We start from the raw sequence: 25,005 nt of genomic DNA on the forward strand, positions 1-25,005 counted from the left end.
GCATCGACAAAAAAAGCCCCGATACAAGCCGTGACAGGATCGGGGCAAGGGTACTGTTGAGGAGCTGCCGCGGCGAGGGTGACCAAACCTTCGTGAAGCAAGCTGAGGCCAGTGTGCCCACTCCTCGGGGCCGCAAGTTAGCCGAAAACGACCTGTTCATAGTCGTCGCGGCCACTGCGACAAATCGCCCTTGCCGTGCCTGTCCGGGCCTACCAGAATCGAGTCACGACCTCCGTTGCCGAAGAAGGATTCGCCTCATGATGTATGCCGATTTGATCGATCAGGAAGACCTGTTGGGCCAACTCAAGTCGTTGGGATTCGAAGTACCGTCCGGCTCGACGGCCCAGCAGGCCTGTGAGTGCGCGGTAAGGGGGCTGGACGATGTGCGGGCCAACACGCTGCGCACCATGGTCAAACAGATGTACACCAGTAGCGCAAGCATCCAGCCGATCGTGCGCGAAGCCATCGACAAGCAGTTGTTGCCGGCCCTGGCGCAGTATCAGCAGACCCGCGCCTGACCTCTGCGGCGTTTGCTAGAGTGACGGCCCTGAAGGCCATCATGAGCGAACGCCGATGTTCCATATCCAGATCTGCCAGTCCAGCGAACAACCGGGCTGGCTGCTCCTGCGCCAGGCCCTCTGGCCCGATGCTTCGGAACACGAGCATCGTGATGAAACCGAGCAGCAACTGAATGCGCCGCAGCGCTATATCAACTTCATCGCCTACGACATACAGCACCACCCAGTCGGCTTCGCCGAAGCCTCACTACGCACCGATTACGTCAATGGCACCGACAGTTCACCGGTGGTGTACCTGGAAGGTATCTACGTGATACCGCAACAACGCCGTCAAGGCGTGGCGGCCCGATTGATCGAGCACGTCGCGCAGTGGGGACGGGAAAACGGCTGTGTGGAAATGGCGTCCGACACCGGCGTCGACAACCTGACCAGTCAAGCGACACACAAGGCGCTCGGCTTCGAGGAAACCGAGCGCGTCGTGTACTTCAAACGAGCGCTCTGATCAGAGACGCACGCTGGCGAAGGTCGACTCGTTGCGCGCCTGGCTCAGCGCCGACATCGGCCCGGACAGCGGCGACATCACGATGGCCTGCGGCAGCGGCAGCATCGCCACCTGCTGGGTGGTGTTGGAACCGACCCGCTCGTCACGCGGCGGAATGCCGAAGTATTCGCGGTAGCACTTGGAGAAGTGCGGCGTCGACACGAAACCACACACCGACGCCACTTCGATGATCGACATCGGCGTCTGCTTGAGCAGTTGTCGGGCGCGGATCAGGCGCAGCTTGAGGTAGTAACGCGACGGCGAGCAGTGCAGGTATTTCTGGAACAGGCGCTCGAGCTGACGACGGGAGACGGCGACGTACACTGCCAGTTCGTCGAGGTCGATCGGCTCTTCCAGGTTGGCTTCCATCAGCGCAACGATTTCCTGCAGTTTCGGCTGATTGGTGCCGAGCATGTGCTTGAGCGGCACGCGCTGGTGATCCTGCTCGTTGCGGATACGCTCGTAGACGAACATCTCGGAGATCGCGGCGGACAGTTCACGGCCGTGATCGCGGCTGATCAGGTGCAGCATCATGTCCAGCGGTGCGGTGCCGCCGGAGCTGGTGAAACGGTTGCGGTCGAGCGTGAACAGACGGGTACTCATCGCCACGCGCGGAAAGGCTTCCTGCATCGCCGCCAGACATTCCCAGTGCACGCTGCAATCGAAGCCATCGAGCAGACCGGCGCAGGCCAGGGCCCAACTGCCGGTGCACACGGCGCCGAGGCGACGGGACTGGCGCGCCTGGCTTTGCAGCCACGAGACGTGTTCACGGGTAACGGTGCGTTGAATGCCGATCCCGCCGCACACGATGATGGTGTCGAGGGCCGGGGCTTTGTGCATGGAGGCGTCGGGGGTGATCTGCAGGCCGTCACTGGCCCAGACCTGGCCACCATCGACGGTGAGGGTGGTCCAGCGATACAGCTCGCGACCGGACAACTGGTTGGCCATGCGCAGCGGTTCGACTGCGGAAGCCAGGGAAATCAGCGTGAAATTGTCCAGCAGCAGAAAGCCGATGGATTGAGGCGCACGGTTCTGGGGTTGAGCCCCGGAGTTGAACGACGTCATCGCGGTATCTCCTCACACAAAGCGGGTGATGGCCTCAGGCGGAGGCTCTTGTTATTGCCAACGTTCTCTTGCGTGAGACGGGGCTTTGTTATGACAGAGCAATTGCCATGCCTGAAATTGAATGGCTGTTCAATAACTCCTGAAAACGACGTCGCGACGCGTCTATACAAGCGGTCCGACGAGAGGTTATTCGAAGTGTCATCAGTGGCGGGGAGTGCCCTGCCCCGGCGTGCGTGAGCAGATCGGTAGCACTTGTGGGAACAGGGCTGCGGGGGATTGTCCTGCAGTGTCACCGATGGCACGGATGACGAACGGCAGGCTGAGCGGAGCCCGCCATGGAAGTGGGAAACGCTCTTATCTGATTGCGACGCGCCAAAAGGTGGCGCGCTTTATTGCCGATGCTCACTTGGTGCGCAGTTTTGACTGGTCTGGCCTCATCGCTGGCAAGCCAGCTCCCACAGTTTGTTTGGTGTTGCTGCTGTTTTGGTAACACCTCAAAACCCTGTGGGAGCTGCGGTGCGACGGTTCGACTTGCCAGCGATTGGGGCGACTCGGTATCAGCACTCGACCGCGCTGACCGCCAACCCGCCTCGCGAAGTCTCTTTGTATTTGTCATGCATGTCGGCGCCGGTATCGCGCATGGTGCGGATTACCCGATCCAGCGAAATAAAGTGCTGACCGTCGCCGCGCAAAGCCATCTGCGCCGCATTGATCGCCTTCACCGCCGCAATCGCGTTGCGCTCGATACACGGTACCTGGACCAGGCCGCCCACCGGATCGCAAGTCAGACCGAGGTTATGTTCCAGGCCGATTTCCGCCGCGTTGCACAACTGTTCCGGCGTGGCACCGAGCACTTCCGCCAGCCCCGCCGCTGCCATGGCGCAGGCCGAGCCGACTTCACCCTGGCAACCGACCTCGGCGCCGGAGATCGAAGCGTTTTTCTTGCACAGGATGCCCACCGCCGCCGCGCCAAGGAAAAAGTCGACCACGTTGGCGTCGGTCACCGCTTCGCTGAACCTCATGAAGTAGTGCAACACCGCCGGAATGATCCCCGCCGCACCATTGGTCGGAGCCGTGACCATGCGCCCGCCGGCCGCGTTCTCTTCATTGACCGCCAGGGCGAACAGGTTGACCCACTCCATGGCGCTGAGGGTCGAGCCGATCACATTGGGCTTGTTCAACTCCTGAAGACTGCGGTGCAGCTTCGCCGCCCGCCGACGCACGTTCAGGCCGCCGGGCAGGATCCCTTCGTGCTTGAGGCCCTGCTCGACGCAATCCTGCATCGCCTGCCAGAGCTTCATGAGCCCGGCGCGGATTTCCTCTTCGCTGCGCCAGACCTTCTCGTTGGCCATCATCAGTTCGGCCACGCGCAGGTTGTTCTTCTTGCACAGGTCCAGCAATTCGACGGCGCTGGAGAAGTCATAAGGTAATTCGGTGCGATCCAGATCTACTACACCACTGGAGGCCTGCGCCTCATCGACGACAAAACCGCCGCCGACCGAATAGTAGGTGTCGCGATGAATCTCGCCGTGATCGCCTTCGGCAACCAGGGTCATGGCGTTGGGGTGGAACGGAAGGTTCTCGTCGATCAGACGCATGTCCCTGGCCCATATGAAAGGCACCGACAAACGACCGTCCAGCAAAAGGGTGTGGGTTTCACGCAGGGCCTGGATGCGCGGGCCGATCTGCGACGGATCGATTGCGTCCGGCCACTCGCCCATCAGGCCCATGATCACCGCGTTGTCGCTGCCGTGACCGACGCCGGTGGCCGACAGCGAACCGTACAACTGCACTTCGATCCGCCGCACCTGCTCCAGCAGGTGCTTGTCGCGCAATGACTCGACGAACAGCGCCGCGGCGCGCATCGGCCCCACGGTGTGAGAACTGGAGGGACCAATGCCGATTTTGAACAGGTCGAAAACGCTGATAGCCATTGATGCAGAGCTCCTGAGAGTGCCGGTCCGGGGCGTGAAGCGCCCGCTGGCGGAGCTGCTACGCTCAAGCTGCGATCCGCCGGAATGCCCGCATCATCGGACTTTTCCCGGGTCGTGCGGCGTCTGACACCGACGCACTCATGCCCACGAACGCCGTGCCGGTTTCGCCCCGTGTTTTCGCCGTTTTTATGCGGTTCAGATGGCCAAAAAGGGCTGAAAAAAGCTGTAAGCGACGTCACCGACACTGGATGCGACCATCCCTGTACTGGATACGACGCACCCTGTAGGCGTCAGTTTTTCACTGGTACATGATCGTATCGACTCGATTGCAAGGCGCCGTGACAGAGCTGTCTCCAGAACGCCACCCAACCGCAACCTATAAGTGCGGTGGTCCAGTCGGAACACTGCCAAAAAAAACACCAAGGAGTCCATCCATGAAAGGTTCCCCGTCGTTGTTGTTGGCCGCCATGCTGAGTCTGCCGTTGCTGGCTCAAGCCGCAGAACCGGCGCAGTGCAGTACCGTTAACTTCTCCGATGTCGGCTGGACCGACATCACTGCAACAACCGCCACCACCAGCGTGGTGCTCGAAGCCCTCGGCTACAAGACCAAGACCACCATGATCTCCGTACCCGTGACCTACAAGTCGCTGGCCGACGGCAAGAACATGGACGTGTTCCTCGGCAACTGGATGCCGACCATGGAAAACGACATCAAGGCCTATCGTGATGCCGGCACCGTGGAAGTGGTGCGCACCAACCTCAAGGGCGCCAAATACACCCTGGCCGTTCCGCAGGCGCTGTACGACAAGGGCCTGCATGACTTCGCCGACATCGCCAAGTTCAAGAAGGAACTCGACGGCAAGATCTACGGCATCGAGCCTGGCAACGACGGCAACCGCCTGATCCAGAGCATGATCGACAAGAATGCCTTCGGCCTGAAGGACGCCGGCTTCAAGGTCGTCGAGTCGTCCGAAGCCGGCATGCTTTCGCAGGTCGATCGCGCACAGAAACGCGACACCGCCGTGGTCTTCCTCGGCTGGGCGCCGCACCCGATGAACAAGCGCTTCAAGATTCAATACCTGACCGGCGGCGACGACTTCTTCGGCCCGGATTTCGGCGCCGCCACTGTCGCGACCAACACCCGCAAGGGCTACGTCGAGGAATGCAGCAATGTCGGCCAGTTGCTGAAAAACCTGGAGTTCACCGTCGACATGGAAAGCACCCTGATGGGCAACATCCTCGACGACAAGATGAAGCCTGAAGCGGCCGCCAAGGCCTGGCTGAAAAAGAATCCACAGGTGCTCGATACCTGGCTCGCTGGCGTGACCACCATTGACGGTAAACCTGGCCTGGAGGCCGTGAAAGCCAAACTGCAGTAATCGTTTATGCCGGACGGCTCCGGCCGTCCGGGCTGTTTATTTCCTTGCATGCGGACGTTCACTACCATGCTGATTGATCAGAAAATCCCTTTAGGCCAGTACATCGCGGGCTTCGTCGAATGGTTGACGCAACACGGCGCCAGCACCTTCGACGCAATCGCCGTGACCCTGGAAACGATGATCCACGGCGTGACGTTTGCGCTGACCTGGTTCAACCCGCTGGTGTTGATCGGTCTCATCGCCCTGCTCGCGCACTTCATTCAACGCAAATGGGGCCTGACCGCGTTCGTGGTCGCCTCCTTTCTGCTGATCCTCAATCTGGGGTACTGGCAGGAAACCATGGAAACCCTCGCCCAGGTCATGTTCGCGACCCTGGTCTGCGTGGTCATCGGCGTGCCGCTGGGCATCGTCGCCGCGCACAAACCGATGTTCTACACGCTGATGAGGCCGGTGCTCGATCTGATGCAGACCGTACCGACCTTCGTTTACCTCATTCCTACCCTGACCCTCTTCGGGCTGGGCGTGGTCCCGGGCCTGATCTCCACGGTGGTGTTCGCCATCGCTGCGCCGATCCGCCTGACCTACCTGGGCATCCGCGATGTCCCGGAAGAACTGATGGACGCCGGCAAGGCCTTCGGCTGCTCGCGTCGCCAACTGCTTTCACGGATCGAACTGCCTCACGCCATGCCGAGCATCGCGGCCGGCATCACCCAGTGCATCATGCTGTCGCTGTCGATGGTGGTGATCGCGGCACTGGTGGGCGCCGACGGACTCGGCAAACCGGTGGTCAACGCACTGAACACTGCTGATATCGCCCTGGGCTTCGAAGCAGGCCTGGCGATCGTACTGCTGGCGATCATGCTCGACCGTATCTGCAAACAACCCGATGCCAAAGCAGGGGGTGACGCATGAGCATTATTCGCTTCGATAACGTCGACGTTATCTTCGCCAAGGATCCACGTGAAGCGCTCAAGCTGCTGGATCAAGGCATGACCCGCAATGAAATCCTGAAAAAGACCGGACAGATCGTCGGTGTCGAAAAGGCCAGCCTGGATATCAAGAAAGGCGAAATCTGCGTACTGATGGGGCTGTCCGGTTCGGGCAAATCCAGCCTGTTGCGCTGCATCAACGGCCTCAACACCGTGAGTCGCGGCAAGCTGTTCGTCGAGCACGAAGGCAAGCAGATCGACATCGCCTCCTGCAGCCCTGCCGAACTGAAAATGATGCGCACCAAGCGCATTGCCATGGTGTTCCAGAAGTTCGCCCTGATGCCCTGGCTGACCGTGCGCGAGAACATCAGCTTCGGTCTGGAAATGCAGGGCCGTCCCGAAAAGGAACGGCGCAAACTGGTGGACGACAAGCTTGAGCTGGTGGGCCTGACCCAGTGGCGCAACAAGAAGCCCAACGAGCTGTCCGGCGGCATGCAGCAGCGCGTGGGCCTGGCCCGTGCGCTGGCGATGGACGCCGACATCCTGCTGATGGACGAACCGTTCTCGGCGCTCGACCCGCTGATCCGTCAGGGCCTGCAGGATGAACTGCTGGAACTGCAACGCAAGCTGAGCAAGACCATCGTATTCGTCAGCCACGACCTCGACGAGGCGCTGAAACTCGGCAGCCGCATCGCGATCATGAAAGACGGCCGGATCATCCAGTACAGCAAGCCTGAAGAAATCGTGCTCAACCCTGCGGACGATTACGTGCGAACCTTCGTCGCCCACACCAACCCGCTGAACGTGCTGTGCGGTCGCAGCCTGATGCGCACCCTGGACAACTGCAAACGCATCAACGGTTCGGTGTGCCTGGATCCGGGCGCCGACTCCTGGCTGGATCTGGCCGAAGGCAACACCATCAAGGGCGCCCGCAAGAACGGCTCGGTACTCGACCTGCAGAACTGGGTGCCGGGGCAAGCGGTGGAAGGCCTCGAACGTCGTCCGACACTGGTGGACTCGAACATCGGCATGCGTGACGCGTTGCAGATTCGCTATCAGACCGGCAACAAGCTGGTGCTGCACGACAACAACCATGTGGTGGGGATTCTCGGCGACAGCGAGCTGTATCACGCGCTGCTCGGCAAGAACCTGGGGTAAAGAGAGCAGACACAAAAACGCCGCGAGAGGATCGCGGCGTTTTTGTTTTGGGGCATCGGCTAAATCATCTGTGCATCCGATGGCCCCTTCGCGGGCAAGCCCGCTCCCACAGGGGAACGCATTCCAATGTGGGAGCGGGCTTGCCCGCAATGAAGGCGACGCGGTTTCACTGAAACACCGCGTCGCTTACAACTCAGCTGTACACCCGGCCAAGGAGCTGCCGATGGCTTTCAAACTGATCGAGCACATCGCGTGTGATCTGATCCTGCGTGAAGCCCATCAGGTCGTAATCCTGGCTGCCGTTGTGCAGGTACACCTCGGCGCGGTAGTAACGCTGGCGCGCTTCATCGGACTGGGCCGATTCGGTCGGGGTCGCCAGATAGCCGTCCAGGCTCACTTCGTAGACAAAAGGGTTGCCCTCTTCCATTTCGACCCGCACGCCCATGCAGCGCTTGGATTTACCCAGCAACGTCTGCACTTCCAGACCCTGGGCACGCAGCTGCGCCGCCGCATCGTCCAGCGCCGGAGTCACGTGTTTGTCCATGAAACGCTGCACCACCGACTGGCTCGGTTGCAGGTCCAGTTGAGTCAGACGCTCGCTGAAACCACGACGACCGCGTTCAGCCAGTTGCGCTTGCTCCTGTTCGATCTGCGTATCCTGACGCATCGCCTTGTGCAGGCCGAACATGAAGAACACCAGCACCACCGAGAACGGCAGACCGGCCAGCACCACCATGGTCTGCATGGCTTCGAAGTTACCGGCGAACAGCAGGCCGATGGTCACCAGGGTGATCACGACCGACCAGAAGATGCGCAGCCAGTGCGGCGCGTCTTCGTCGACGGTGCCGCCCTTGCAGGAAAGGTTGGCCATCATCACCGCGCCGGAGTCGGCGGGCGTCAGGAACAGCACGAAACCCACGAAGATCGACACACCGATCACGACTTTCGACGCCGGGTAGTGTTCCAGCAACTGATAGATCGCCATCGACGGCTGTTCCAGCGCCGTCTTGCCGAGTTCGACTGCGCCCTGGTTCATCACCAGATCCAGCGCCGAGTTACCGAAAATCGACAGCCACGCCAGGGTGAAGCCCAGCGGAATCAGCAGCACGCCGGCCACCAGTTCACGCACGGTACGGCCACGGGAAATACGCGCGATGAACATGCCTACGAATGGCGCCCAGGAAATCCACCAGGCCCAGTAGAACAGAGTCCACAGGCCCAGCCAGCGGTCGGACTTGGCGCTGTCGCCTTCATAGACGTACAGGTCGAAGGTCTTCATGACCACGCCGTTGAGGTAGTCGCCGATGTTCTGCACGAAGCCGTTGAGCAGGTGCAGGGTCGGGCCGAACAGCAGCACGAAAATCAGCAGGCCGCTGAACAGAATGATGTTGAGGTTGGACAGACGACGGATGCCGTTTTCCACGCCGGACACGGCAGCGATGGTCGCCACGGTGCTCATCACGATGATCACGATCAGCAGGTTGGTGTTGCTGTGCTCCATGCCGAACAGGTTTTCCAGGCCGGAGGACACCTGCAGCGAACCGATCCCCAGGTTGGTCACCAGACCCAGCAGGGTCACGAACATGCCGAAGCCGTCCACCGCATGACCGGCAGCGCCCTTGACCCAACGCTCGCCCGCCAGCGGGTACAGCGCCGAACGCAGCGCCAGCGGCTGATTGTGACGGTAGGCGAAATAGGCAACGGCCAGACCGACCAGTGCGTAGATCGCCCAGCCGTGCAGACCCCAGTGCAGGAAGGTCAGCTGAACAGCCTGACGCGCCGCCAGGTTAGTGGCCGAAGCACCTTCCGGCGGGTTGAAGTAATGATCCAGCGGTTCGGATGCGCCGAAGTACAGCAGCGAAATACCGATACCCGACGAGAACAGCATCCCCGCCCAGGCGCCGTAACTGAAATCAGGGGTATCGTCCTTGCCACCCAGTTTGAGTTTGCCGTAGGAGGAAAACGCCAGGCCCACCACAAACACCAGGTAAGCGGCGATCACCACCATGTAGTACCAGCCGAAGCTGCGGGACAACCAGGCCTGAGCCACTCCCAGCATTCTGCCGGCCTCTTGCGGGGCGATGATCAGAATGGCGGTCAACAACAGAATCAGCACGGTCGAGGTGTAGAACACCCAACCGTTGACCGTCACCTTCTCGGGCGGGGTCTTTATAAGCGAGGCAGAACTCATGGCACAAATGCTCCAGGCAGTGCGAGAGAAGAACACAAGGCAACACGGAACCCGACCAATCGGTTAGTTGGCAGCCGACCGGCGGGTGATATAAAGACACCCCGAAAAAAGCCCGAACCTGCAGAGATGGCATCGCGAATCGCCGTCGTGGCCGGGGCCCGGACGTTCATCCGAAACCTGGCCGTGAGCGTCTTGCCCATTCAACACGTCCATCGAACGTCGAACCGCGCCTTGCCCCGCGCAGGTTTCGAGCATTTTCGGATGTCGGTTTATCGCCACTTACTCGTAGGAAAAATCTGTAGGCAGCGACGATTTGTCGCAGATCTTATTCTTTGTTGATTGAACGTTCAATCAAAACAAAATAGACTGGCCCTCGATCCGATCGGCGTTCATCGCCCGTCGGAAGGCCTAAGGAGATGTGCAAGATGCCCAAGGTCGGTATGCAACCCATCCGCCGCCAACAACTGATCGAAGCCACTTTGCAGGCCGTCGATCAGGTCGGAATGGGGGACGCCAGCATTGCGCTGATCGCCCGTCTGGCCGGTGTCTCGAATGGCATCATCAGTCACTATTTTCAGGACAAGAACGGCCTGATCGCCGCCACGATGCGGTATCTGATGAGCGTCCTCAGCGAGAACGTCACCCTGCGCCGTCAGGCGCTGGCAGACAGCAGCCCCCGGGCGCATCTGCAGGTGATCATCGAAGGCAACTTCGACGCCAGCCAGGTCAATGGCCCGGCAATGAAAACCTGGCTGGCCTTCTGGGCCACCAGCATGCACCAGCCGTCTTTGCACAGGTTGCAGCGGATCAACGATCACCGTCTGTATTCCAACCTGTGCTGCGAGTTCCGGCGTGTACTGCCGCTCGAAGACGCGCGCAGCGCCGCCCGTGGACTGGCAGCTCTGATTGACGGCTTGTGGTTGCGCGGCGCGCTGTCGGGAGACGCTTTCGACACTGCGCAGGCGCAACAGATCGCTTACGAATACATGGATTTCCAATTGGCCAAGAAGGTGAGCCAGAGCACATAGAAAACGCTCGGCCCCTGAACGCCGCCGCAGCCTGATCGCGGTGGCCAAGGCCAACCACTTATGCACTTGCGAGGACACTATGGCCCGTTTCGAACTGCAAAAACTCTACATCGATGGCGCGTACTCCGACGCCGGCAGCGATGCCACCTTCGAAGCCATCAACCCGGCTAACGGTGAAGTCCTCGCACACGTGCAACGTGCGACCAAGGAAGACGTCGAGCGCGCTGTGGTCAGCGCCGAAAAGGGCCAGAAAATCTGGGCCGCGATGACCGCCATGGAGCGTTCGCGCATCCTGCGTCGCGCCGTCGACATCCTGCGCGAGCGCAACGATGAACTGGCCGCCCTGGAAACCCTGGACACCGGTAAAGCCTTCTCCGAAACCAAATACGTCGACATCGTCACCGGCGCCGACGTGCTGGAATACTACGCAGGCCTGGTACCCGCCATCGAAGGCGAACAGATCCCGCTGCGTGATACCTCTTTCGTCTACACCCGTCGCGAGCCGCTGGGCGTCGTCGCCGGCATCGGCGCGTGGAACTACCCGATCCAGATCGCCCTGTGGAAATCCGCGCCAGCCCTGGCGGCCGGTAACGCGATGATCTTCAAGCCAAGCGAAGTCACCTCGCTGACCACCCTGAAACTGGCCGAGATCTACACCGAAGCAGGCCTGCCGAACGGCGTGTTCAACGTCCTGACCGGCAGCGGCCGTGAAGTCGGCACCTGGCTGACCGAGCACCCGCGCATCGAGAAAATCTCCTTCACCGGCGGCACCGATACCGGCAAGAAGGTCATGGCCAGCGCTTCGGCCTCGTCGCTCAAAGACGTGACCATGGAGCTGGGCGGCAAGTCCCCGCTGATCATCTGCGACGACGCCGATCTGGATCGCGCCGCCGACACCGCGATGATGGCCAACTTCTACAGCTCCGGTCAGGTCTGCACCAACGGCACTCGCGTGTTCGTGCCGAGCCACCTGAAAGCCGCTTTCGAAGCCAAGATCGTCGAGCGCGTCGCCCGCATCCGCGTTGGCAACCCGGAAAACGAAAACACCAACTTCGGCCCGCTGGTCAGCTTCGCGCACATGGAAAACGTGCTGGGCTACATCGCCAAGGGTAAAGAAGAAGGCGCCCGCGTTCTGTGCGGCGGCGAGCGCATGACCGACGGCGAATTCGCCAAGGGCGCGTTCGTGGCACCGACCGTGTTCACCGACTGCACCGACGACATGACCATCGTCCGTGAAGAAATCTTCGGCCCGGTCATGTCGATCCTGACCTACGAAACCGAAGAAGAAGTGATCCGTCGCGCCAACGACACCGACTTCGGCCTGGCCGCCGGTATCGTCACCCGCGACCTGAACCGCGCCCACCGCATCATCCATCAGCTGGAAGCCGGTATCTGCTGGATCAACGCCTGGGGCGAGTCCGACGCAAAAATGCCGGTTGGTGGTTACAAGCAGTCGGGCGTCGGTCGTGAGAACGGCATCAGCTCGCTGAACAACTTCACTCGCATCAAATCGGTACAGGTCGAGCTGGGCGATTACGTCTCGGTGTTCTGATCCGACGCAACGTTGAAGTCGGGGCCTTTGTGGCGAGGGAGCTTGCTCCCGCCAGGTTGCGAAGCGGCCCCGACTCCAGACATCGCGTTTATCCAGACAGAGCACGGTCGCAGATTTTGCGACTGCTGCGCAGCCGAGCGGGAGCAAGCTCCCTCGCCACAATAAGTGGCTATTCGGCGACCTGACCAACTTTCAAAGAGGGTGCATTCAATGTCCCATGAATTCGATTACATCATTGTGGGTGCCGGCTCTGCCGGGAACACCCTGGCGACCCGCCTGACTGAAGACGAAGGCGTCACCGTGCTGCTGCTTGAAGCCGGCGGCCCGGACTACCGTTTCGACTTCCGCACGCAAATGCCGGCCGCTCTGGCCTTCCCGCTGCAAGGTCGTCGCTACAACTGGGCGTACGAAACCGATCCGGAGCCGCACATGGACGGTCGCCGGATGGAATGCGGTCGCGGCAAGGGTCTCGGCGGTTCCTCGCTGATCAACGGCATGTGCTACATCCGTGGCAACGCGATGGACTACGACGGCTGGGCGAAACTGCCAGGCCTGGAAGACTGGACCTACCTCGACTGCCTGCCGTATTTCCGCAAGGCGGAAACCCGCGACATCGGCCCGAACGACTACCACGGTGGCGACGGCCCGGTCAGCGTGACCACGCCGAAAGCGGGCAACAACCCGCTGTTCAACGCCATGGTCGAAGCCGGCGTCCAAGCCGGTTACCCGCGCACCGAAGACTTGAACGGTTATCAGCAGGAAGGCTTCGGCCCGATGGACCGCACCGTGACGCCGAAAGGCCGTCGTGCTTCCACCGCCCGTGGTTATCTGGACATCGCCAAGAAGCGCTCGACCCTGACCATCGTCACTCACGCCCTGGCCGACAAGGTGCTGTTCGAAGGCAAGCGCGCCATTGGTGTGCGTTATCTGGTCGGCGCTGCCGAAGAGCGCGTTGAAGCCCGCGCCCGCAAGGAAGTCATCGTCTGCTCCGGCGCGATCGCATCGCCACAACTGCTGCAACGCTCCGGCGTCGGCCCGGCAAAACTGCTGGAAAGCCTCGACATCCCGGTCGTTCACGATCTGCCGGGCGTCGGCGAAAACCTGCAGGACCACCTCGAGCTGTACCTGCAATACGCTTGTACCCAACCGGTCTCGCTGTACCCGTCGCTGCTCTGGTACAACCAGCCGGCCATCGGTGCCGAGTGGCTGTTCAACGGCACCGGCATCGGCGCCAGCAACCAGTTCGAAGCCGGCGGTTTCATCCGTACCCGTCCGGAATTCGAATGGCCGAACATCCAGTACCACTTCCTGCCGGTGGCGATTAACTACAACGGCAGCAACGGCGTACAGGAACACGGCTTCCAGGCGCACATGGGTTCCATGCGTTCGCCGAGCCGTGGTCGCATCCAGTTGAAATCCAAGGATCCGCGTCAGCACCCGAGCATCCTGTTCAACTACATGGCCACCGAGCAGGACTGGCAGGAATTTCGCGACGGCATCCGCCTGACCCGTGAAATCATGCAACAGCCTGCGCTGGACGCCTTCCGCGGCCGTGAAATCAGCCCGGGTATCGAAGTGCAAACCGATGAGCAACTGGACAAGTTCATCCGCGAGCACGCCGAAACCGCGTTCCACCCATCCTGCTCGTGCAAGATGGGCACCGACGAAATGGCGGTCGTGGACGGCCAGGGCCGCGTGCATGGCATGCAGGGTCTGCGTGTGGTCGACGCCTCGATCATGCCGATCATCACCACCGGTAACCTGAACGCACCGACGATCATGATGGCCGAGAAAATCGCCGACAAGATCCGTGGCCGTCAGCCGTTGCCCCGCAGCAAGGCGCCGTACTACGTCGCCGGCGATGCGCCGGTGAAAGGCAAGGCGCTGCGTGAAGTGAGTGCTGTAGCCCAGTAAGTCGTAATACCGCGTCACGGCTAATCGCTGGCAAGCCAGCTCCCACAAGTTTTTGCGTCGTTCACAGATTCTGTAACTACCAAAAAACCTGTGGGAGCGGGCTTGCCCGCGATGAGGCCATGCGATTCACTGCAAACTCCCCTGTTTCACAGTAAATCCTCCTACACCCCCTCTTCACTTGATCCTACCTCCACGCAGGCCTACTCTAGTCCTCGCGCAACCGTTTCACCCCTCCCCGCCGAATCCGCTTCGCCGCTACTCCCATAACAAGGAGGTTCCCTGATGTTCGATTTCCACCCCCGGCTCAAGCAGCGCTTCGCTGCCTTGCGCACGGGCGCCGAGTTTTTTTCCTTGCGGTATGTACGCGAATCCGGCCAGTACCTGTCAGTGCGCAAGAACGTCGCCGAACCACCGAGCCTGAGCCGCGATGAAGGCGCGATGCTCACCGTCCGAGTCAACGGCGTCGAAGCCTACGCAGCGACCAATGATCTGTCGCAACAAGGTCTGCAAGCCGCCCTCGAACGCGCCGAGCAGCAGGCCCGGCGAATCAAGCCCCACGCCCTGCTCGACCTGAGCCACCAGCCGGTGTCCGGCGACCGCGCCGATTACTTTTCACCCAATCTTCAACAACCCTTTGCGTCCCTGAGCGAATGCTTCGAGCTGCTCGGCGCGGAATCCGCCTCGGTGCCCAAGGATGAGCGCCTGGTGAACTGGGAAGTGAGCCTCGGCATCACCCACGTCGAACAGATCTACCTCAGCAGCGCCGGGGCCGAATTGCGCCAGGCCCAGCGCTTCGTCTATCCGGGCCTGGACGTCACCGCCTACGACGGCAGCGACAGCCAGACCCGCAGCCTCGGTCGCGAAAACTTCGGCCAGCAGGGCGGTGCCGACGTGATCAGCCGCTGCGGCCTTATCGGCGCCGGCCCGCAAGTCGCCGATCAGGCGCTGCAACTGCTGCTCGCGCCGAACACCCCGCAAGGCCCCCGCGATCTGCTGCTGATGCCCGACCAGATGATGCTGCAGATCCACGAATCCATCGGCCACCCGCTGGAACTGGACCGGATCCTCGGCGACGAGCGCAATTACGCCGGCACCAGTTTCGTCAAAGCCTCGGATTTCGGCAGCCTGCAATACGGCTCGAAACTGCTCAACGTGACCTTCGATCCGGACATCCCCGAAGAGCTGGCCAGTTACGGCCACGATGACGACGGCTCCAGGGCCAGCAAACAGTTCCTGATTCGCGAGGGCCTGCTGGTACGGCCGTTGGGCGGAGCGCTTTCACAGTTCCGCACCGGTCTCGACGGCGTCGCCAACAGCCGCGCCTGCGGCTGGAACCGACCGCCGATCGACCGCATGGCCAACCTCAACATCGAGCCGGGTGATCAGTCTCTGGAGCAACTGATCGGCGGTATCGAAAACGGCATCCTGATGAGCACCAACCGTTCGTGGTCGATCGACGACGCACGCAACAAATTCCAGTTCGGTTGCGAATGGGGCCAGCTGATCGAAAACGGTGAACTCAAGGGTGTGGTGAAGAATCCGAACTACCGGGGCATTTCCGCGCACTTCTGGAAGAGCCTGCGCGCCGTGGGCAACGCCGGCACCACCCGGGTGCTGGGCACGCCGAACTGCGGCAAGGGCGAACCGAACCAGGTGATCCGCGTCGGCCACGCTTCACCGGCCTGCGTGTTCAGCAATGTTGATGTGTTTGGGGGAGACGCCTGATGAGTATTTCCAAAAGCCAGGTCGAGACCTTCAAGGTGCTGGTCAACTGGCTGCGCGATGCCGTGCGCGAGCCGGAACAGTTCACCCTGAGTTACGACGCCGAATCGTCGGCCTTCGTACGCTTCAACCACGCCAAAGTGCGTCAGGCCGGACAAGTCCAGCAGGCGACCATCGGCCTGAAACTGATCGACGACGGTCGCCATGCCGACCTGCACATCACCCTCTCCGGCGAGCAGTCCACCGACCTGCAACGGCTGGCCGAGGGCCTGCAACAACTGCGCGAAACCCTGCCGCTGCTGCCACAGGATCCCTACCTGCTGCTCAACCACGACGGCTGGCAGAGCCAGAATGTGCAGGAATATCCGCTGCCGGACACCGAGCAGGTGGTCGCTGAAATCGCTCAGGCAGCCGAAGGCCTGGACCTGGTCGGCTTCTATGCCGCCGGTCCCATCAGCCGCGGCTTCGCCAGTTCTTCCGGCGCATTCGGCTGGCATCAGGCCAACAGCTTCAACTTCGACTTCAGCCTGTTTCACGAAAACGGCGAAGCGGTGAAAGCCAGCTACGCCGGGCACGCGTGGAGCAGCGAAGGTTTCGCCGCACGTTTCCGGCAGGCACGCGAGCAGCTCGAATTTCTCGCACGACCGTTGCGCACCTTGCCGCCCGGCCAATACCGCGCCTATCTGGCACCGGCAGCGCTGGAAGAAATCATGGGCATGTTGTGCTGGGGCGGCTTCTCGGCGCAGTCGATTGCCAGCAAGAGCAGTCCGCTGCAAAAGCTGTATGCCGGCGATCAGGCGTTCAGCCCGCTGGTGACGCTCGACGAAAAAGTCAGCGGCTCACTGAGCCCGGCGTTTTCCGGTGAAGGTTATCCGCGCAGCGATCTGCGGTTGATCATCGAAGGCAAAGCGGGCGATCAGTTGGTGGGGTCACGCAGCGCCGCCGAATACGGTCTGACGGCCAACGGCGCCAGCGGCGGAGAATCACCCAGCGCCTTGAACATGGCGGCGGGCGATCTGCCGCAAGCCGAGATTCTCAAGCAGTTGGGCACCGGTCTGTACATCAGCAATCTGTGGTACCTGAACTTCTCCGATCAACCGGCAGCGCGCCTGACCGGCATGACCCGGTTTGCCACGTTCTGGGTAGAAAACGGTGAGATCCAGGCGCCGGTCAGCACCATGCGTTTCGACGACAGCGCCTACAGCCTGCTGGGTTCGCAGCTGGAAGCGTTGACCGCCGAGCGGGAGTTGCTGCTGTCGCCGGGTACCTACAGCCAGCGCAACACCTCATCGGCGTTGCTGCCGGGGGCGCTGGTAAGCCGTCTGACCCTGACCCTGTAAAAGCAGCACGCAACAACTGTGGCGAGGGAGCTTGCTCCCGCCGGGCTGCTCAGCAGCCCCAATACCTGCCGATGCGACTTTCCAGCAATACCGCACAGGCAGGATTTACGACGGCTTCACCGTCGAGCGGGAGCAAGCTCCCTCGCCACAGACTTTAAGGTTCAGTCATGCATTCGGACTAACAAGCCACCAGAGGTTCCATGCCCAACCGCCCGCCGCTCGACGCCATTACCGCCCGCTGGTTGCCGTGGGTCGTCGCCATCGCGTTCTTCATGCAATCCCTCGACGGGACCATTCTCAATACCGCGCTGCCGGCCATGGCCAGGGACCTGGCCGAAGACCCGCTGCGGATGCAGGGCGTGGTCATTGCCTACATGCTCACCGTCGCGTTGCTGATTCCGGCCTCGGGCTGGATCGCCGACCGCTTCGGCACCAAGAAAATCTTCTTCGGTGCGATCCTGCTGTTCAGCCTCGGCTCGCTGCTCTGCGCCCTGTCGAGCAGCCTGACCATGCTGGTCGGCGCCCGGGTGATCCAGGGCCTGGGCGGGGCACTGATGCTGCCGGTCGGACGACTGGTGGTGCTGCGCGCCTACCCGCGCTCGGAGTTGGTGCGGATCATGGGCTTCATCACCATTCCCGGCCTGCTCGGCCCGCTGATCGGCCCGACCATGGGCGGCTGGATGGTGCAGTACCTGACGTGGCACTGGATCTTCCTGATCAACCTGCCGGTCGGCGTCATCGGTTGCTACGCGGTGTGGAAGTTCATTCCCGACCTGCGCGGCACCGAGCGCACGCGCTTCGATAGCCTGGGTTTCCTGCTGTTCGGCGCGGCGATGATTCTGATCACCATCGCCATGGAAGGTCTCGGCGAATTGCACCTGCCGCACCTGCGGGTGATGTTGCTGCTGTTTGGTGGCATGGCCTGTCTGGCGGCGTACTGGCTGCGCGCCGGACGTGTGGAGAATCCGTTGTTCGCGCCTTCGCTGTTCAAGACACGGACATTCGCGGTGGGGATTATCGGCAACCTGTTCGCCCGCCTGGGCAGCGGTGCCTTGCCGTTTCTGGTGCCGTTGCTGCTGCAGGTGGCGCTGGGTTATTCACCGTCCCAGGCCGGGATGAGCATGCTGCCACTGGCCGCTGCCGCGATGTTTGCCAAGTGGATGGCGCGACCGCTGATCGAGCGCCTCGGCTATCGCATCGTGCTCACCGGCAACACGCTGGCGTTGGGGATCATGCTGGCGAGCATGGGCCTGGTCAGTGAGCAGACGCCCTATTGGCTGCTGCTGTGTCTGCTGGCGATTCTCGGCGCGATCAACTCGCTGCAATTCACCGCGATGAACACCGTAACCCTGATCGACCTCGACGACGCCAGCGCCAGCAGCGGCAACAGCCTGTTGTCGGTGGTCGCGCAGTTGTCGCTGAGTCTCGGCGTGGCCTGCGCCGGTGCCCTGCTCGGCGGCTTCACATCGCAGATCGGCAATGATGGCGTTGAAACCGTGCTGGGCGCGTTTCAACTGACATTCGTGACCGTGGGTGTCATGGCCATGCTGGCGGCGACTATCTTTTCGCAACTCTCGAAAGAGGACGGGCGACGCGCGAAACGGCCGGAAGAACACATCGAACATTGATCTGTGGGGAGCGGCTTCTGTGGCGAGGGAGCTTGCTCCCGCTGGACTGCGCAGCAGTCCCCTGCTTTTTCAGTAGAAAAGCGAGGGCCGCTTCGCGCCCCGACGGGAGCAAGCTCCCTCGCCACGGACAAGTCCTGTCACCTGGGTTTTCGTCGCTGTTCGTCCAGAACTTTCGAGGAAAGTGGCACGGGGCTGCTACACTGCGCGACATTTTGTTTTGCAGGCCAGTCCCGTGACCACCATCGCCACCGCTTTTAATACTTTGCCGCTGTCCGCCGCCATGCTGGCTAACCTCGAATCCCTCGGTTACGCCCAGATGACGCCGATCCAGGCGCAGAGCTTGCCGGTGATCCTCAAGGGGATGGACCTGATCGCCCAGGCCAAGACCGGCAGCGGCAAGACCGCTGCGTTCGGCATCGGCCTGCTGAACCCGATCAATCCGCGCTACTTCGGTTGCCAGGCACTGGTCATTTGCCCGACCCGCGAGCTGGCCGACCAGGTCGCCAAGGAAATCCGCCGTCTGGCCCGCGCCGAAGACAACATCAAGGTCCTGACCCTGTGCGGCGGCGTACCGTTCGGCCCGCAGATCGGTTCGCTGGAGCACGGCGCGCACGTCATCGTCGGCACTCCGGGGCGTATCCAGCAGCACCTGCGCAAGGGTTCGCTGGCGCTCGACGGCCTCAACACGCTGGTCCTCGACGAAGCCGACCGCATGCTCGACATGGGTTTTTACGACGCCATCGAAGACATCATCCAGCAGACCCCGGAACGTCGTCAGACCCTGTTGTTCTCGGCGACCTACCCGGTGGGCATCAAGCAATTGGCGTCGAAATTCATGCGTGATCCGCAAACGGTGAAGGCCGAAGCGTTTCACGACGACACCCAGATCGAGCAGCGCTTCTACGAGATTTCCCCGGAAGAGCGCATGAGCGCGGTCACCAAAGTCCTTTATCACTTCCGTCCGGCATCCTGTGTCGCCTTCTGCTTCACCAAGCAGCAAGTGCAGGAAACCGTCGATCACCTGACCGCCAAGGGCATTTCCGCCGTCGGCCTGCACGGCGATCTGGAGCAGCGTGACCGCGATCAGGTACTGGCGATGTTCGCCAACCGCAGTACGTCGGTGCTGGTGGCCACCGACGTCGCGGCCCGTGGCCTGGACATCGATTCGCTGGACATGGTGATCAACGTCGAGCTGGCCCGGGATTCGGAAATCCACATTCACCGCGTCGGCCGTACCGGTCGGGCCGGGGAGAAAGGCATCGCGGTCAGCCTCGTTGCGCCATCGGAAGCGCATCGCGCGCAAGCCATCGAACAACTGCAGAAAACCCCGCTGAACTGGGATCAGGTGGACAACCTGAAATCCCAGGGCGGTGCCCCGCTGCAACCACCGATGAGCACGCTGTGCATCGCTGGCGGGCGCAAGGACAAGGTACGTCCGGGCGACATTCTGGGTGCACTGACCGGGGAAGCCGGCATTCCGGGCGCGAAGGTCGGCAAGATCGCGATCTTCGACTTCCAGTCCTACGTGGCGGTGGAGCGCACCGTGGTCATGCAGGCACTGCAGCGTTTGAACAACGGCAAGATCAAGGGCCGTTCGCTGCGCGTTCGGGCTTTGTAAACGATCTACCATCCAAAGTAGATCCTTGTGGGAGCGGGCTTGCCCGCGATTGCAATCTGTCAGTTGATATCTTTGTGACTGACACACCGCTATCGCGAGCAAGCTCGCTCCCACATTGGTTTCCGGTGAATTTGAATTTTGTGTGAGGACACCGTTTTGCGCTCTACCGAAGTCGTGATCATTGGCGCCGGCGCCGCAGGGTTGATGTGTGCACTGACCGCCGCCGGGCGCGGGCGTCAGGTGCTGCTGCTCGACCACGCGAACAAGGCCGGCAAGAAAATCCTGATGTCCGGCGGCGGGCGCTGCAACTTCACCAACCTGTACACCGAGCCGGGCAATTTTCTTTCGCAGAATCCGCACTTCTGCAAGTCCGCGCTGGCCCGCTACACCCAGTGGGATTTCATCGGCATGGTCGCCAAGCATGGCGTGCCGTATCACGAGAAAAAACTTGGTCAGTTGTTCTGCGATAACAAATCCAGCGACATCCTCGGCATGCTGCTGGACGAGTGCGATCAGGTCGGCGTCAACCTGCATCTGGACACCTCGATCCAGACCATCGAGAAAGTCGAAAGCGGTTATCTGCTCGACACCACCCTCGGCCAGATCCAGTGCCAGTCGCTGGTGATCGCCACCGGCGGCCTGTCGATCCCGACGTTGGGCGCCACCGGTTTCGGCTATCAGGTCGCCAAACAGTTTGGCCACGAGCTGCTGCCGACCCGCGCCGGGCTGGTGCCGTTCACCATCACCGATCAGCTCAAGGAGCTATGCACCGAGTTGTCCGGCACCTCGGTGGATTGCCTGGTCAGCTGCAACGACCAGAGCTTTCGCGAGAACATTCTGTTCACCCACCGTGGCCTCAGCGGCCCGGCGATTCTGCAGATTTCCTCGTTCTGGGAGCCGGGCGACACCGTCGAGATCAACCTGCTGCCCGACCACGACGCCGCAAGCTGGCTGCAACAGCAAATCGCCGAGCGCCCGAACAGCGAACTGAAAACCCTGCTCGGGGAAATCTTCACCAAGAAGATGGCCAACCTGCTGGCGGACAACTGGTTCGTCTCCAAACCGATGAAGCAATACACCCACGCCGAACTGGCGGACATCGCCGAGAAGCTCGGCAGCTGGAAAGTCGTCCCGGCCGGCACCGAAGGCTACCGCACCGCCGAAGTCACCCTCGGCGGCGTCGACACCCGTGAAGTGTCGTCCAAGACCATGGAATCGCTGAAAAGCCCGGGCCTGTACTTTGTCGGCGAAGTGCTGGATGTCACCGGACATCTGGGCGGCTTCAACTTTCAGTGGGCCTGGGCATCGGGTTACGCGGCAGCGCAATACGTCTGACTTGAAGACCGTGCGGAACACTTTTTGCTGTCGGATGTGATCGGCGCCATTGCGTCGACGTCATTACTGGCTCAATTTAGCGGCATCGCCTCGGAAGGCCTTCGCACTTCATGTCCTCGACCTCGTTTCGTCAGTCTTTGCGGCGCCTGTGGGCGCTGGATAAATTCAGCTACAGCGTGCGGGTGTTCATCGCCCTGACCGGCAGCATGGCGCTGTGTTGGTATCAGGATGAAATGGGGCTGCTGATCCCGTTGTTCCTCGGGATCATCGCCAGCGCCCTGGCCGAGACCGACGACAGCTGGCAGGGCCGCCTCAATGCACTGGCGGTGACGCTGGTGTGTTTCAGCGTCGCGGCACTGTCGGTGGAATTGCTCTTCCCCTACCCCATCGTTTTTGTCATCGCCCTGGCGTTGGCCAGTTTCGGCCTGACCATGCTCGGTGCGCTCGGTGAGCGTTACGGGGCGATTGCCTCAGCGACCCTGATCCTCTCCGTCTACACCATGATCGGCGTCGACCAGCGCGGCGGCGCGGTCACGGATTTCTGGCACGAACCGATGCTGCTGGTGGCCGGTGCCGCGTGGTACGGCTTGCTGTCGGTGCTGTGGCAGGCGATGTTTTCCAACCAGCCGGTGCAGCAGAGCCTGGCGCGGCTGTTCCGTGAACTGGGTTATTACCTGAAGTTGAAAGCCTCGCTGTTCGAGCCGATCCGTCAGTTGGACGTTGAAGCGCGGCGCCTGGAACTCGCGCAACAGAACGGCCGCGTCGTCGCGGCACTGAACAGCGCCAAGGAAATCATTCTCCATCGGGTCGGCAATGGCCGCCCCGGCTCGAAAGTCAGTCGTTACCTCAAGCTGTACTTTCTGGCGCAGGACATCCACGAACGCGCCAGCTCTTCGCACTACCCTTACAACGCACTGGCCGAAGCGTTTTTTCACAGCGACGTACTGTTCCGCTGCCAGCGTCTGTTGCGCCAGCAAGGCAAGGCCTGCCGGGCGCTGGCCGAATCGATCCAGATGCGCCAGCCGTTCGTCTACGACGCCGGTTTTGCCGAAGCCCTGAACGACCTGCACGCCTCCCTCGAACACCTGCGCATCCAGAGCAACCCGGCCTGGCGCGGCCTGTTGCGTTCGCTGCGCGCGCTGGCGGCCAACCTCGGCACCCTCGACCGCTTGCTCAGCGACGCGAGCAACCCCGATGCGCTGGCCGACGCCACCGACAGCAGCCTGCTCGACCGCTCGCCGCGCAACTTCAAGGATGTGCTGACTCGCCTGCGCACCCAACTGACACCGACGTCTTTGTTGTTCCGCCACGCCCTGCGCCTACCGCTGGCGTTGAGCATCGGCTACGGCATGGTGCATCTGATTCACCCGTCGCAGGGGTACTGGATCATCCTCACCACGCTGTTCGTCTGCCAGCCGAACTACGGCGCCACCCGACGCAAGCTCGGCCAGCGGATTCTCGGCACCGCCATCGGCCTGACCATCGCCTGGGCGCTGTTCGATCTGTTCCCCAGCCCACTGGTGCAGTCGTGTTTCGCCATCGCCGCCGGTGTGGTGTTCTTTACCAACCGCACGACCCGCTACACCGTAGCCACCGCGGCAATCACGATCATGGTGCTGTTCTGCTTCAACCAGGTCGGCGACGGCTACGGGCTGTTCGTGCCACGGCTGTTCGATACCCTGCTAGGCAGTCTGATCGCGGGGCTGACCGTATTTCTGTTCCTGCCGGACTGGCAGGGTCGGCGCCTGAACAAGGTGCTGGCCAACACCCTGACCTGCAACAGCATCTACCTGCGCCAGATCATGCAGCAATACGCCGCCGGCAAGCGCGACGACCTCGCCTATCGCCTCGCTCGGCGCAACGCGCACAACGCCGACGCGGCGTTGTCGACCACGCTGGCAAACATGCTGATGGAGCCGGGGCATTTCCGTAAAGAAGCCGATGTAGGTTTCCGCTTCCTGGTGCTGTCGCACACCTTGCTCAGCTACCTGTCGGGCCTTGGCGCGCACCGGGAAACCCAGTTGCCGGCCGAGGTGCGTGAGCATCTGATCGATGGCGCGGGAGTGAAACTGGCCAGCAGCATCGACGAAATCGCCCAGGGTCTGGCGAGCAAAACGCCGATCGCAATCCAGAGCGATGAAGAAGAAGCGCTGGCCAACGAGCTTGAGCAAATGCCCGACGAGATCGACGAAGGCCAGCGACTGGTACAGACGCAACTGGCGTTGATCTGCCGTCAGCTTGGACCGTTGCGGACGCTGGCGGCGCACTTGATCAAGGAGGTTTAAAGCGGTCGCTCGAAGCTCTCCTCTACATGCCGTGCTGCCTCAGCAACCTGTCATAGCTGCCGTCAGCCTTCATCGCCGCAATGGCCTTGTCGAACCCGGCCACGATCTGTGCGTGCTCCGGGTTTTTCAGGCTGACCAGAATGTGCAGGCTGTTTTCGCTCAATGGTTTGGGCAGGAACTCCACCGCGTTGCGCACCTTGGGTGATTCCCGTGCCAGGTAATAACGGGCGACGTATTCGTCTTCAAGGGTCAGCTTGACCCGGTCCGCCGCCAGCATCCGCACGGCCATGGCGAAGTTATGCACAGGAACCTTCTGCAATGCGGTGTCAGCATCGAACGGCGCCGAATAGGCGTAGCCGCGCACGACCGCAACCGGATAAGTGTGCAGCTCTTGCAGGTTGTTGTATTCGATGGGCGTGTCCTTGCGCTTGAGAAAGCGCACGCGGTTGAGCAGGTATTCGTCGGAAAACTGCCCCAGTTTCGTGCGCTCGTCGTTGTACCAGGCGTTGACCAGCACGTCGTAACGCCCCTCGCCAATGCCGAGCATGGCCCGCGCCCATGGCACCTGTTCATAGTCACTCGCATAGCCGGCCCGGGCCAGCGCCGTACTGACGATGTCCGTGGCCAACCCGCCGTTGACCAGCGTGACATCGGTAAAGGGCGGCCAGATGTCGAACACCAGGCGCAGTTTTTCCGCTGCAGCGCTTTGACCCAGCAACAGCAATCCGATCAAAGCCAACGCTCGATGCAATCGCGGCATGCTTGAAAATCCTTAGCGGGCGGGCCGCCCGGCGTGTTTTCAGTCAAAACCCCAAGATCCCCCCAACGGCGAGTCCCAGGCCCTAACATTAGCTCATTGAAGCCGTTG

Annotated in this window: 18 protein-coding genes; 14 read left to right on the forward strand and 4 right to left on the reverse strand. The window is 61.6% G+C overall.

Translation table 11 applies throughout. From position 1 onward, the window contains the following. Positions 1 to 257: 257 nt before the first annotated feature. Together NWV16_RS26315 and aac(6') are read left to right on the forward strand one after the other, a co-directional pair. Positions 258 to 518: a hypothetical protein gene (locus NWV16_RS26315; protein WP_085688602.1), complete on the forward strand. Its 261-nt coding sequence runs from the start codon at positions 258 to 260 to the stop codon at positions 516 to 518. A 55-nt stretch (positions 519 to 573) separates the two neighbouring features. Then, positions 574 to 1,020: an aminoglycoside 6'-N-acetyltransferase gene (aac(6'), locus tag NWV16_RS26320; RefSeq protein ID WP_260521312.1), complete on the forward strand. Its 447-nt coding sequence runs from the start codon at positions 574 to 576 to the stop codon at positions 1,018 to 1,020. Here aac(6') and NWV16_RS26325 read toward each other — a convergent pair whose 3' ends face one another. Together NWV16_RS26325 and NWV16_RS26330 are read right to left on the reverse strand one after the other, a co-directional pair. Next, positions 1,021 to 2,124 carry a GlxA family transcriptional regulator gene (locus NWV16_RS26325; protein ID WP_065260190.1) on the reverse strand — a complete coding sequence of 368 codons (1,104 nt, stop codon included), beginning with the start codon at positions 2,122 to 2,124 and terminating at the stop codon, positions 1,021 to 1,023. Between the two features lie 557 nt (positions 2,125 to 2,681). Next, positions 2,682 to 4,058 carry an L-serine ammonia-lyase gene (locus NWV16_RS26330; protein ID WP_260521313.1) on the reverse strand — a complete coding sequence of 459 codons (1,377 nt, stop codon included), beginning with the start codon at positions 4,056 to 4,058 and terminating at the stop codon, positions 2,682 to 2,684. A gap of 434 nt (positions 4,059 to 4,492) precedes the next feature. Here NWV16_RS26330 and NWV16_RS26335 point away from each other — a divergent pair, with 434 nt between their 5' ends. The 3 genes from NWV16_RS26335 to choV all read left to right on the forward strand — a co-directional run bounded on the left by NWV16_RS26335 (position 4,493) and on the right by choV (position 7,524). After that, positions 4,493 to 5,437, forward strand: a complete 945-nt coding sequence (locus NWV16_RS26335) for a choline ABC transporter substrate-binding protein (protein WP_260521314.1) — start codon at positions 4,493 to 4,495, stop codon at positions 5,435 to 5,437. A 66-nt stretch (positions 5,438 to 5,503) separates the two neighbouring features. Beyond that, the gene (gene choW / locus NWV16_RS26340) at positions 5,504 to 6,349 is read left to right on the forward strand and encodes a choline ABC transporter permease subunit (RefSeq protein WP_065260187.1); all 846 of its coding nucleotides are present in this window, start codon (positions 5,504 to 5,506) and stop codon (positions 6,347 to 6,349) included. Further along, complete coding sequence (gene choV / locus NWV16_RS26345) at positions 6,346 to 7,524, forward strand: choline ABC transporter ATP-binding protein (RefSeq protein WP_260521315.1); 1,179 nt, start codon at positions 6,346 to 6,348, stop codon at positions 7,522 to 7,524. The genes choW and choV overlap by 4 nt, the downstream gene beginning before the upstream one ends. A 193-nt stretch (positions 7,525 to 7,717) precedes the next feature. Here the strand turns inward: choV and betT are convergent, their stop codons facing one another. After that, a complete protein-coding gene (gene betT / locus NWV16_RS26350; protein ID WP_065261011.1) occupies positions 7,718 to 9,715 on the reverse strand; it encodes a choline BCCT transporter BetT in 1,998 nt (665 codons plus the stop codon). 425 nt (positions 9,716 to 10,140) lie between these two features. On the opposite strand from betT, the gene betI reads away from it, so the two are divergent. The 9 genes from betI to yccS all read left to right on the forward strand — a co-directional run bounded on the left by betI (position 10,141) and on the right by yccS (position 24,137). Then, the gene (gene betI / locus NWV16_RS26355; RefSeq protein WP_065261010.1) at positions 10,141 to 10,743 is read left to right on the forward strand and encodes a transcriptional regulator BetI; all 603 of its coding nucleotides are present in this window, start codon (positions 10,141 to 10,143) and stop codon (positions 10,741 to 10,743) included. A gap of 79 nt (positions 10,744 to 10,822) precedes the next feature. Then, entirely contained in the window at positions 10,823 to 12,295 is a 1,473-nt protein-coding gene (gene betB / locus NWV16_RS26360) for a betaine-aldehyde dehydrogenase (RefSeq protein ID WP_065261009.1), read from the forward strand. Positions 12,296 to 12,505: 210 nt separating this feature from the next. After that, positions 12,506 to 14,209 (forward strand): choline dehydrogenase, encoded by a 1,704-nt coding sequence (gene betA, locus NWV16_RS26365; RefSeq protein ID WP_260521316.1) that lies wholly within the window; start codon positions 12,506 to 12,508, stop codon positions 14,207 to 14,209. A gap of 282 nt (positions 14,210 to 14,491) precedes the next feature. Continuing rightward, positions 14,492 to 15,934: a TldD/PmbA family protein gene (locus NWV16_RS26370; RefSeq protein WP_260521317.1), complete on the forward strand. Its 1,443-nt coding sequence runs from the start codon at positions 14,492 to 14,494 to the stop codon at positions 15,932 to 15,934. Next, positions 15,934 to 17,271, forward strand: a complete 1,338-nt coding sequence (locus tag NWV16_RS26375; RefSeq protein WP_260521318.1) for a TldD/PmbA family protein — start codon at positions 15,934 to 15,936, stop codon at positions 17,269 to 17,271. Before NWV16_RS26370 ends, NWV16_RS26375 begins: the two co-directional genes overlap by 1 nt. Before the next feature lie 200 nt (positions 17,272 to 17,471). After that, positions 17,472 to 18,899, forward strand: coding sequence for a multidrug transporter subunit MdtD (mdtD, locus tag NWV16_RS26380; RefSeq protein ID WP_260521319.1), 1,428 nt, complete (start codon positions 17,472 to 17,474; stop codon positions 18,897 to 18,899). A gap of 280 nt (positions 18,900 to 19,179) precedes the next feature. After that, positions 19,180 to 20,517 carry an ATP-dependent RNA helicase DbpA gene (gene dbpA, locus NWV16_RS26385; protein ID WP_260523587.1) on the forward strand — a complete coding sequence of 446 codons (1,338 nt, stop codon included), beginning with the start codon at positions 19,180 to 19,182 and terminating at the stop codon, positions 20,515 to 20,517. 156 nt (positions 20,518 to 20,673) lie between these two features. Next, positions 20,674 to 21,852, forward strand: a complete 1,179-nt coding sequence (locus NWV16_RS26390; RefSeq protein ID WP_260521320.1) for an NAD(P)/FAD-dependent oxidoreductase — start codon at positions 20,674 to 20,676, stop codon at positions 21,850 to 21,852. Positions 21,853 to 21,962: 110 nt separating this feature from the next. After that, a complete protein-coding gene (yccS, locus tag NWV16_RS26395; RefSeq protein WP_260521321.1) occupies positions 21,963 to 24,137 on the forward strand; it encodes a YccS family putative transporter in 2,175 nt (724 codons plus the stop codon). Positions 24,138 to 24,159: 22 nt separating this feature from the next. Here yccS and NWV16_RS26400 read toward each other — a convergent pair whose 3' ends face one another. Next, entirely contained in the window at positions 24,160 to 24,897 is a 738-nt protein-coding gene (locus NWV16_RS26400; RefSeq protein WP_260521322.1) for a substrate-binding periplasmic protein, read from the reverse strand. Positions 24,898 to 25,005 lie beyond the last annotated feature (108 nt).

The sequence above is a fragment of the Pseudomonas sp. BW7P1 genome (genome assembly GCF_024981055.1).
Lineage (GTDB): Bacteria > Pseudomonadota > Gammaproteobacteria > Pseudomonadales > Pseudomonadaceae > Aquipseudomonas > Aquipseudomonas bananamidigenes.

Bases quoted from the DNA above. Each gene is read 5' to 3' on its own strand.
- NWV16_RS26325 (WP_065260190.1), bottom strand. From the start codon at position 2,124: ATGACGTCGTTCAACTCCGGGGCTCAACCCCAGAACCGTGCGCCTCAA.
- mdtD (WP_260521319.1), top strand. From the start codon at position 17,472: ATGCCCAACCGCCCGCCGCTCGACGCCATTACCGCCCGCTGGTTGCCG.
- NWV16_RS26315 (WP_085688602.1), top strand. From the start codon at position 258: ATGATGTATGCCGATTTGATCGATCAGGAAGACCTGTTGGGCCAACTC.
- betB (WP_065261009.1), top strand. From the start codon at position 10,823: ATGGCCCGTTTCGAACTGCAAAAACTCTACATCGATGGCGCGTACTCC.
- betA (WP_260521316.1), top strand. From the start codon at position 12,506: ATGTCCCATGAATTCGATTACATCATTGTGGGTGCCGGCTCTGCCGGG.
- betI (WP_065261010.1), top strand. From the start codon at position 10,141: ATGCCCAAGGTCGGTATGCAACCCATCCGCCGCCAACAACTGATCGAA.
- NWV16_RS26400 (WP_260521322.1), bottom strand. From the start codon at position 24,897: ATGCCGCGATTGCATCGAGCGTTGGCTTTGATCGGATTGCTGTTGCTG.
- dbpA (WP_260523587.1), top strand. From the start codon at position 19,180: ATGCTGGCTAACCTCGAATCCCTCGGTTACGCCCAGATGACGCCGATC.
- NWV16_RS26370 (WP_260521317.1), top strand. From the start codon at position 14,492: ATGTTCGATTTCCACCCCCGGCTCAAGCAGCGCTTCGCTGCCTTGCGC.
- NWV16_RS26375 (WP_260521318.1), top strand. From the start codon at position 15,934: ATGAGTATTTCCAAAAGCCAGGTCGAGACCTTCAAGGTGCTGGTCAAC.
- NWV16_RS26330 (WP_260521313.1), bottom strand. From the start codon at position 4,058: ATGGCTATCAGCGTTTTCGACCTGTTCAAAATCGGCATTGGTCCCTCC.
- NWV16_RS26335 (WP_260521314.1), top strand. From the start codon at position 4,493: ATGAAAGGTTCCCCGTCGTTGTTGTTGGCCGCCATGCTGAGTCTGCCG.
- betT (WP_065261011.1), bottom strand. From the start codon at position 9,715: ATGAGTTCTGCCTCGCTTATAAAGACCCCGCCCGAGAAGGTGACGGTC.
- yccS (WP_260521321.1), top strand. From the start codon at position 21,963: ATGTCCTCGACCTCGTTTCGTCAGTCTTTGCGGCGCCTGTGGGCGCTG.
- choV (WP_260521315.1), top strand. From the start codon at position 6,346: ATGAGCATTATTCGCTTCGATAACGTCGACGTTATCTTCGCCAAGGAT.
- choW (WP_065260187.1), top strand. From the start codon at position 5,504: ATGCTGATTGATCAGAAAATCCCTTTAGGCCAGTACATCGCGGGCTTC.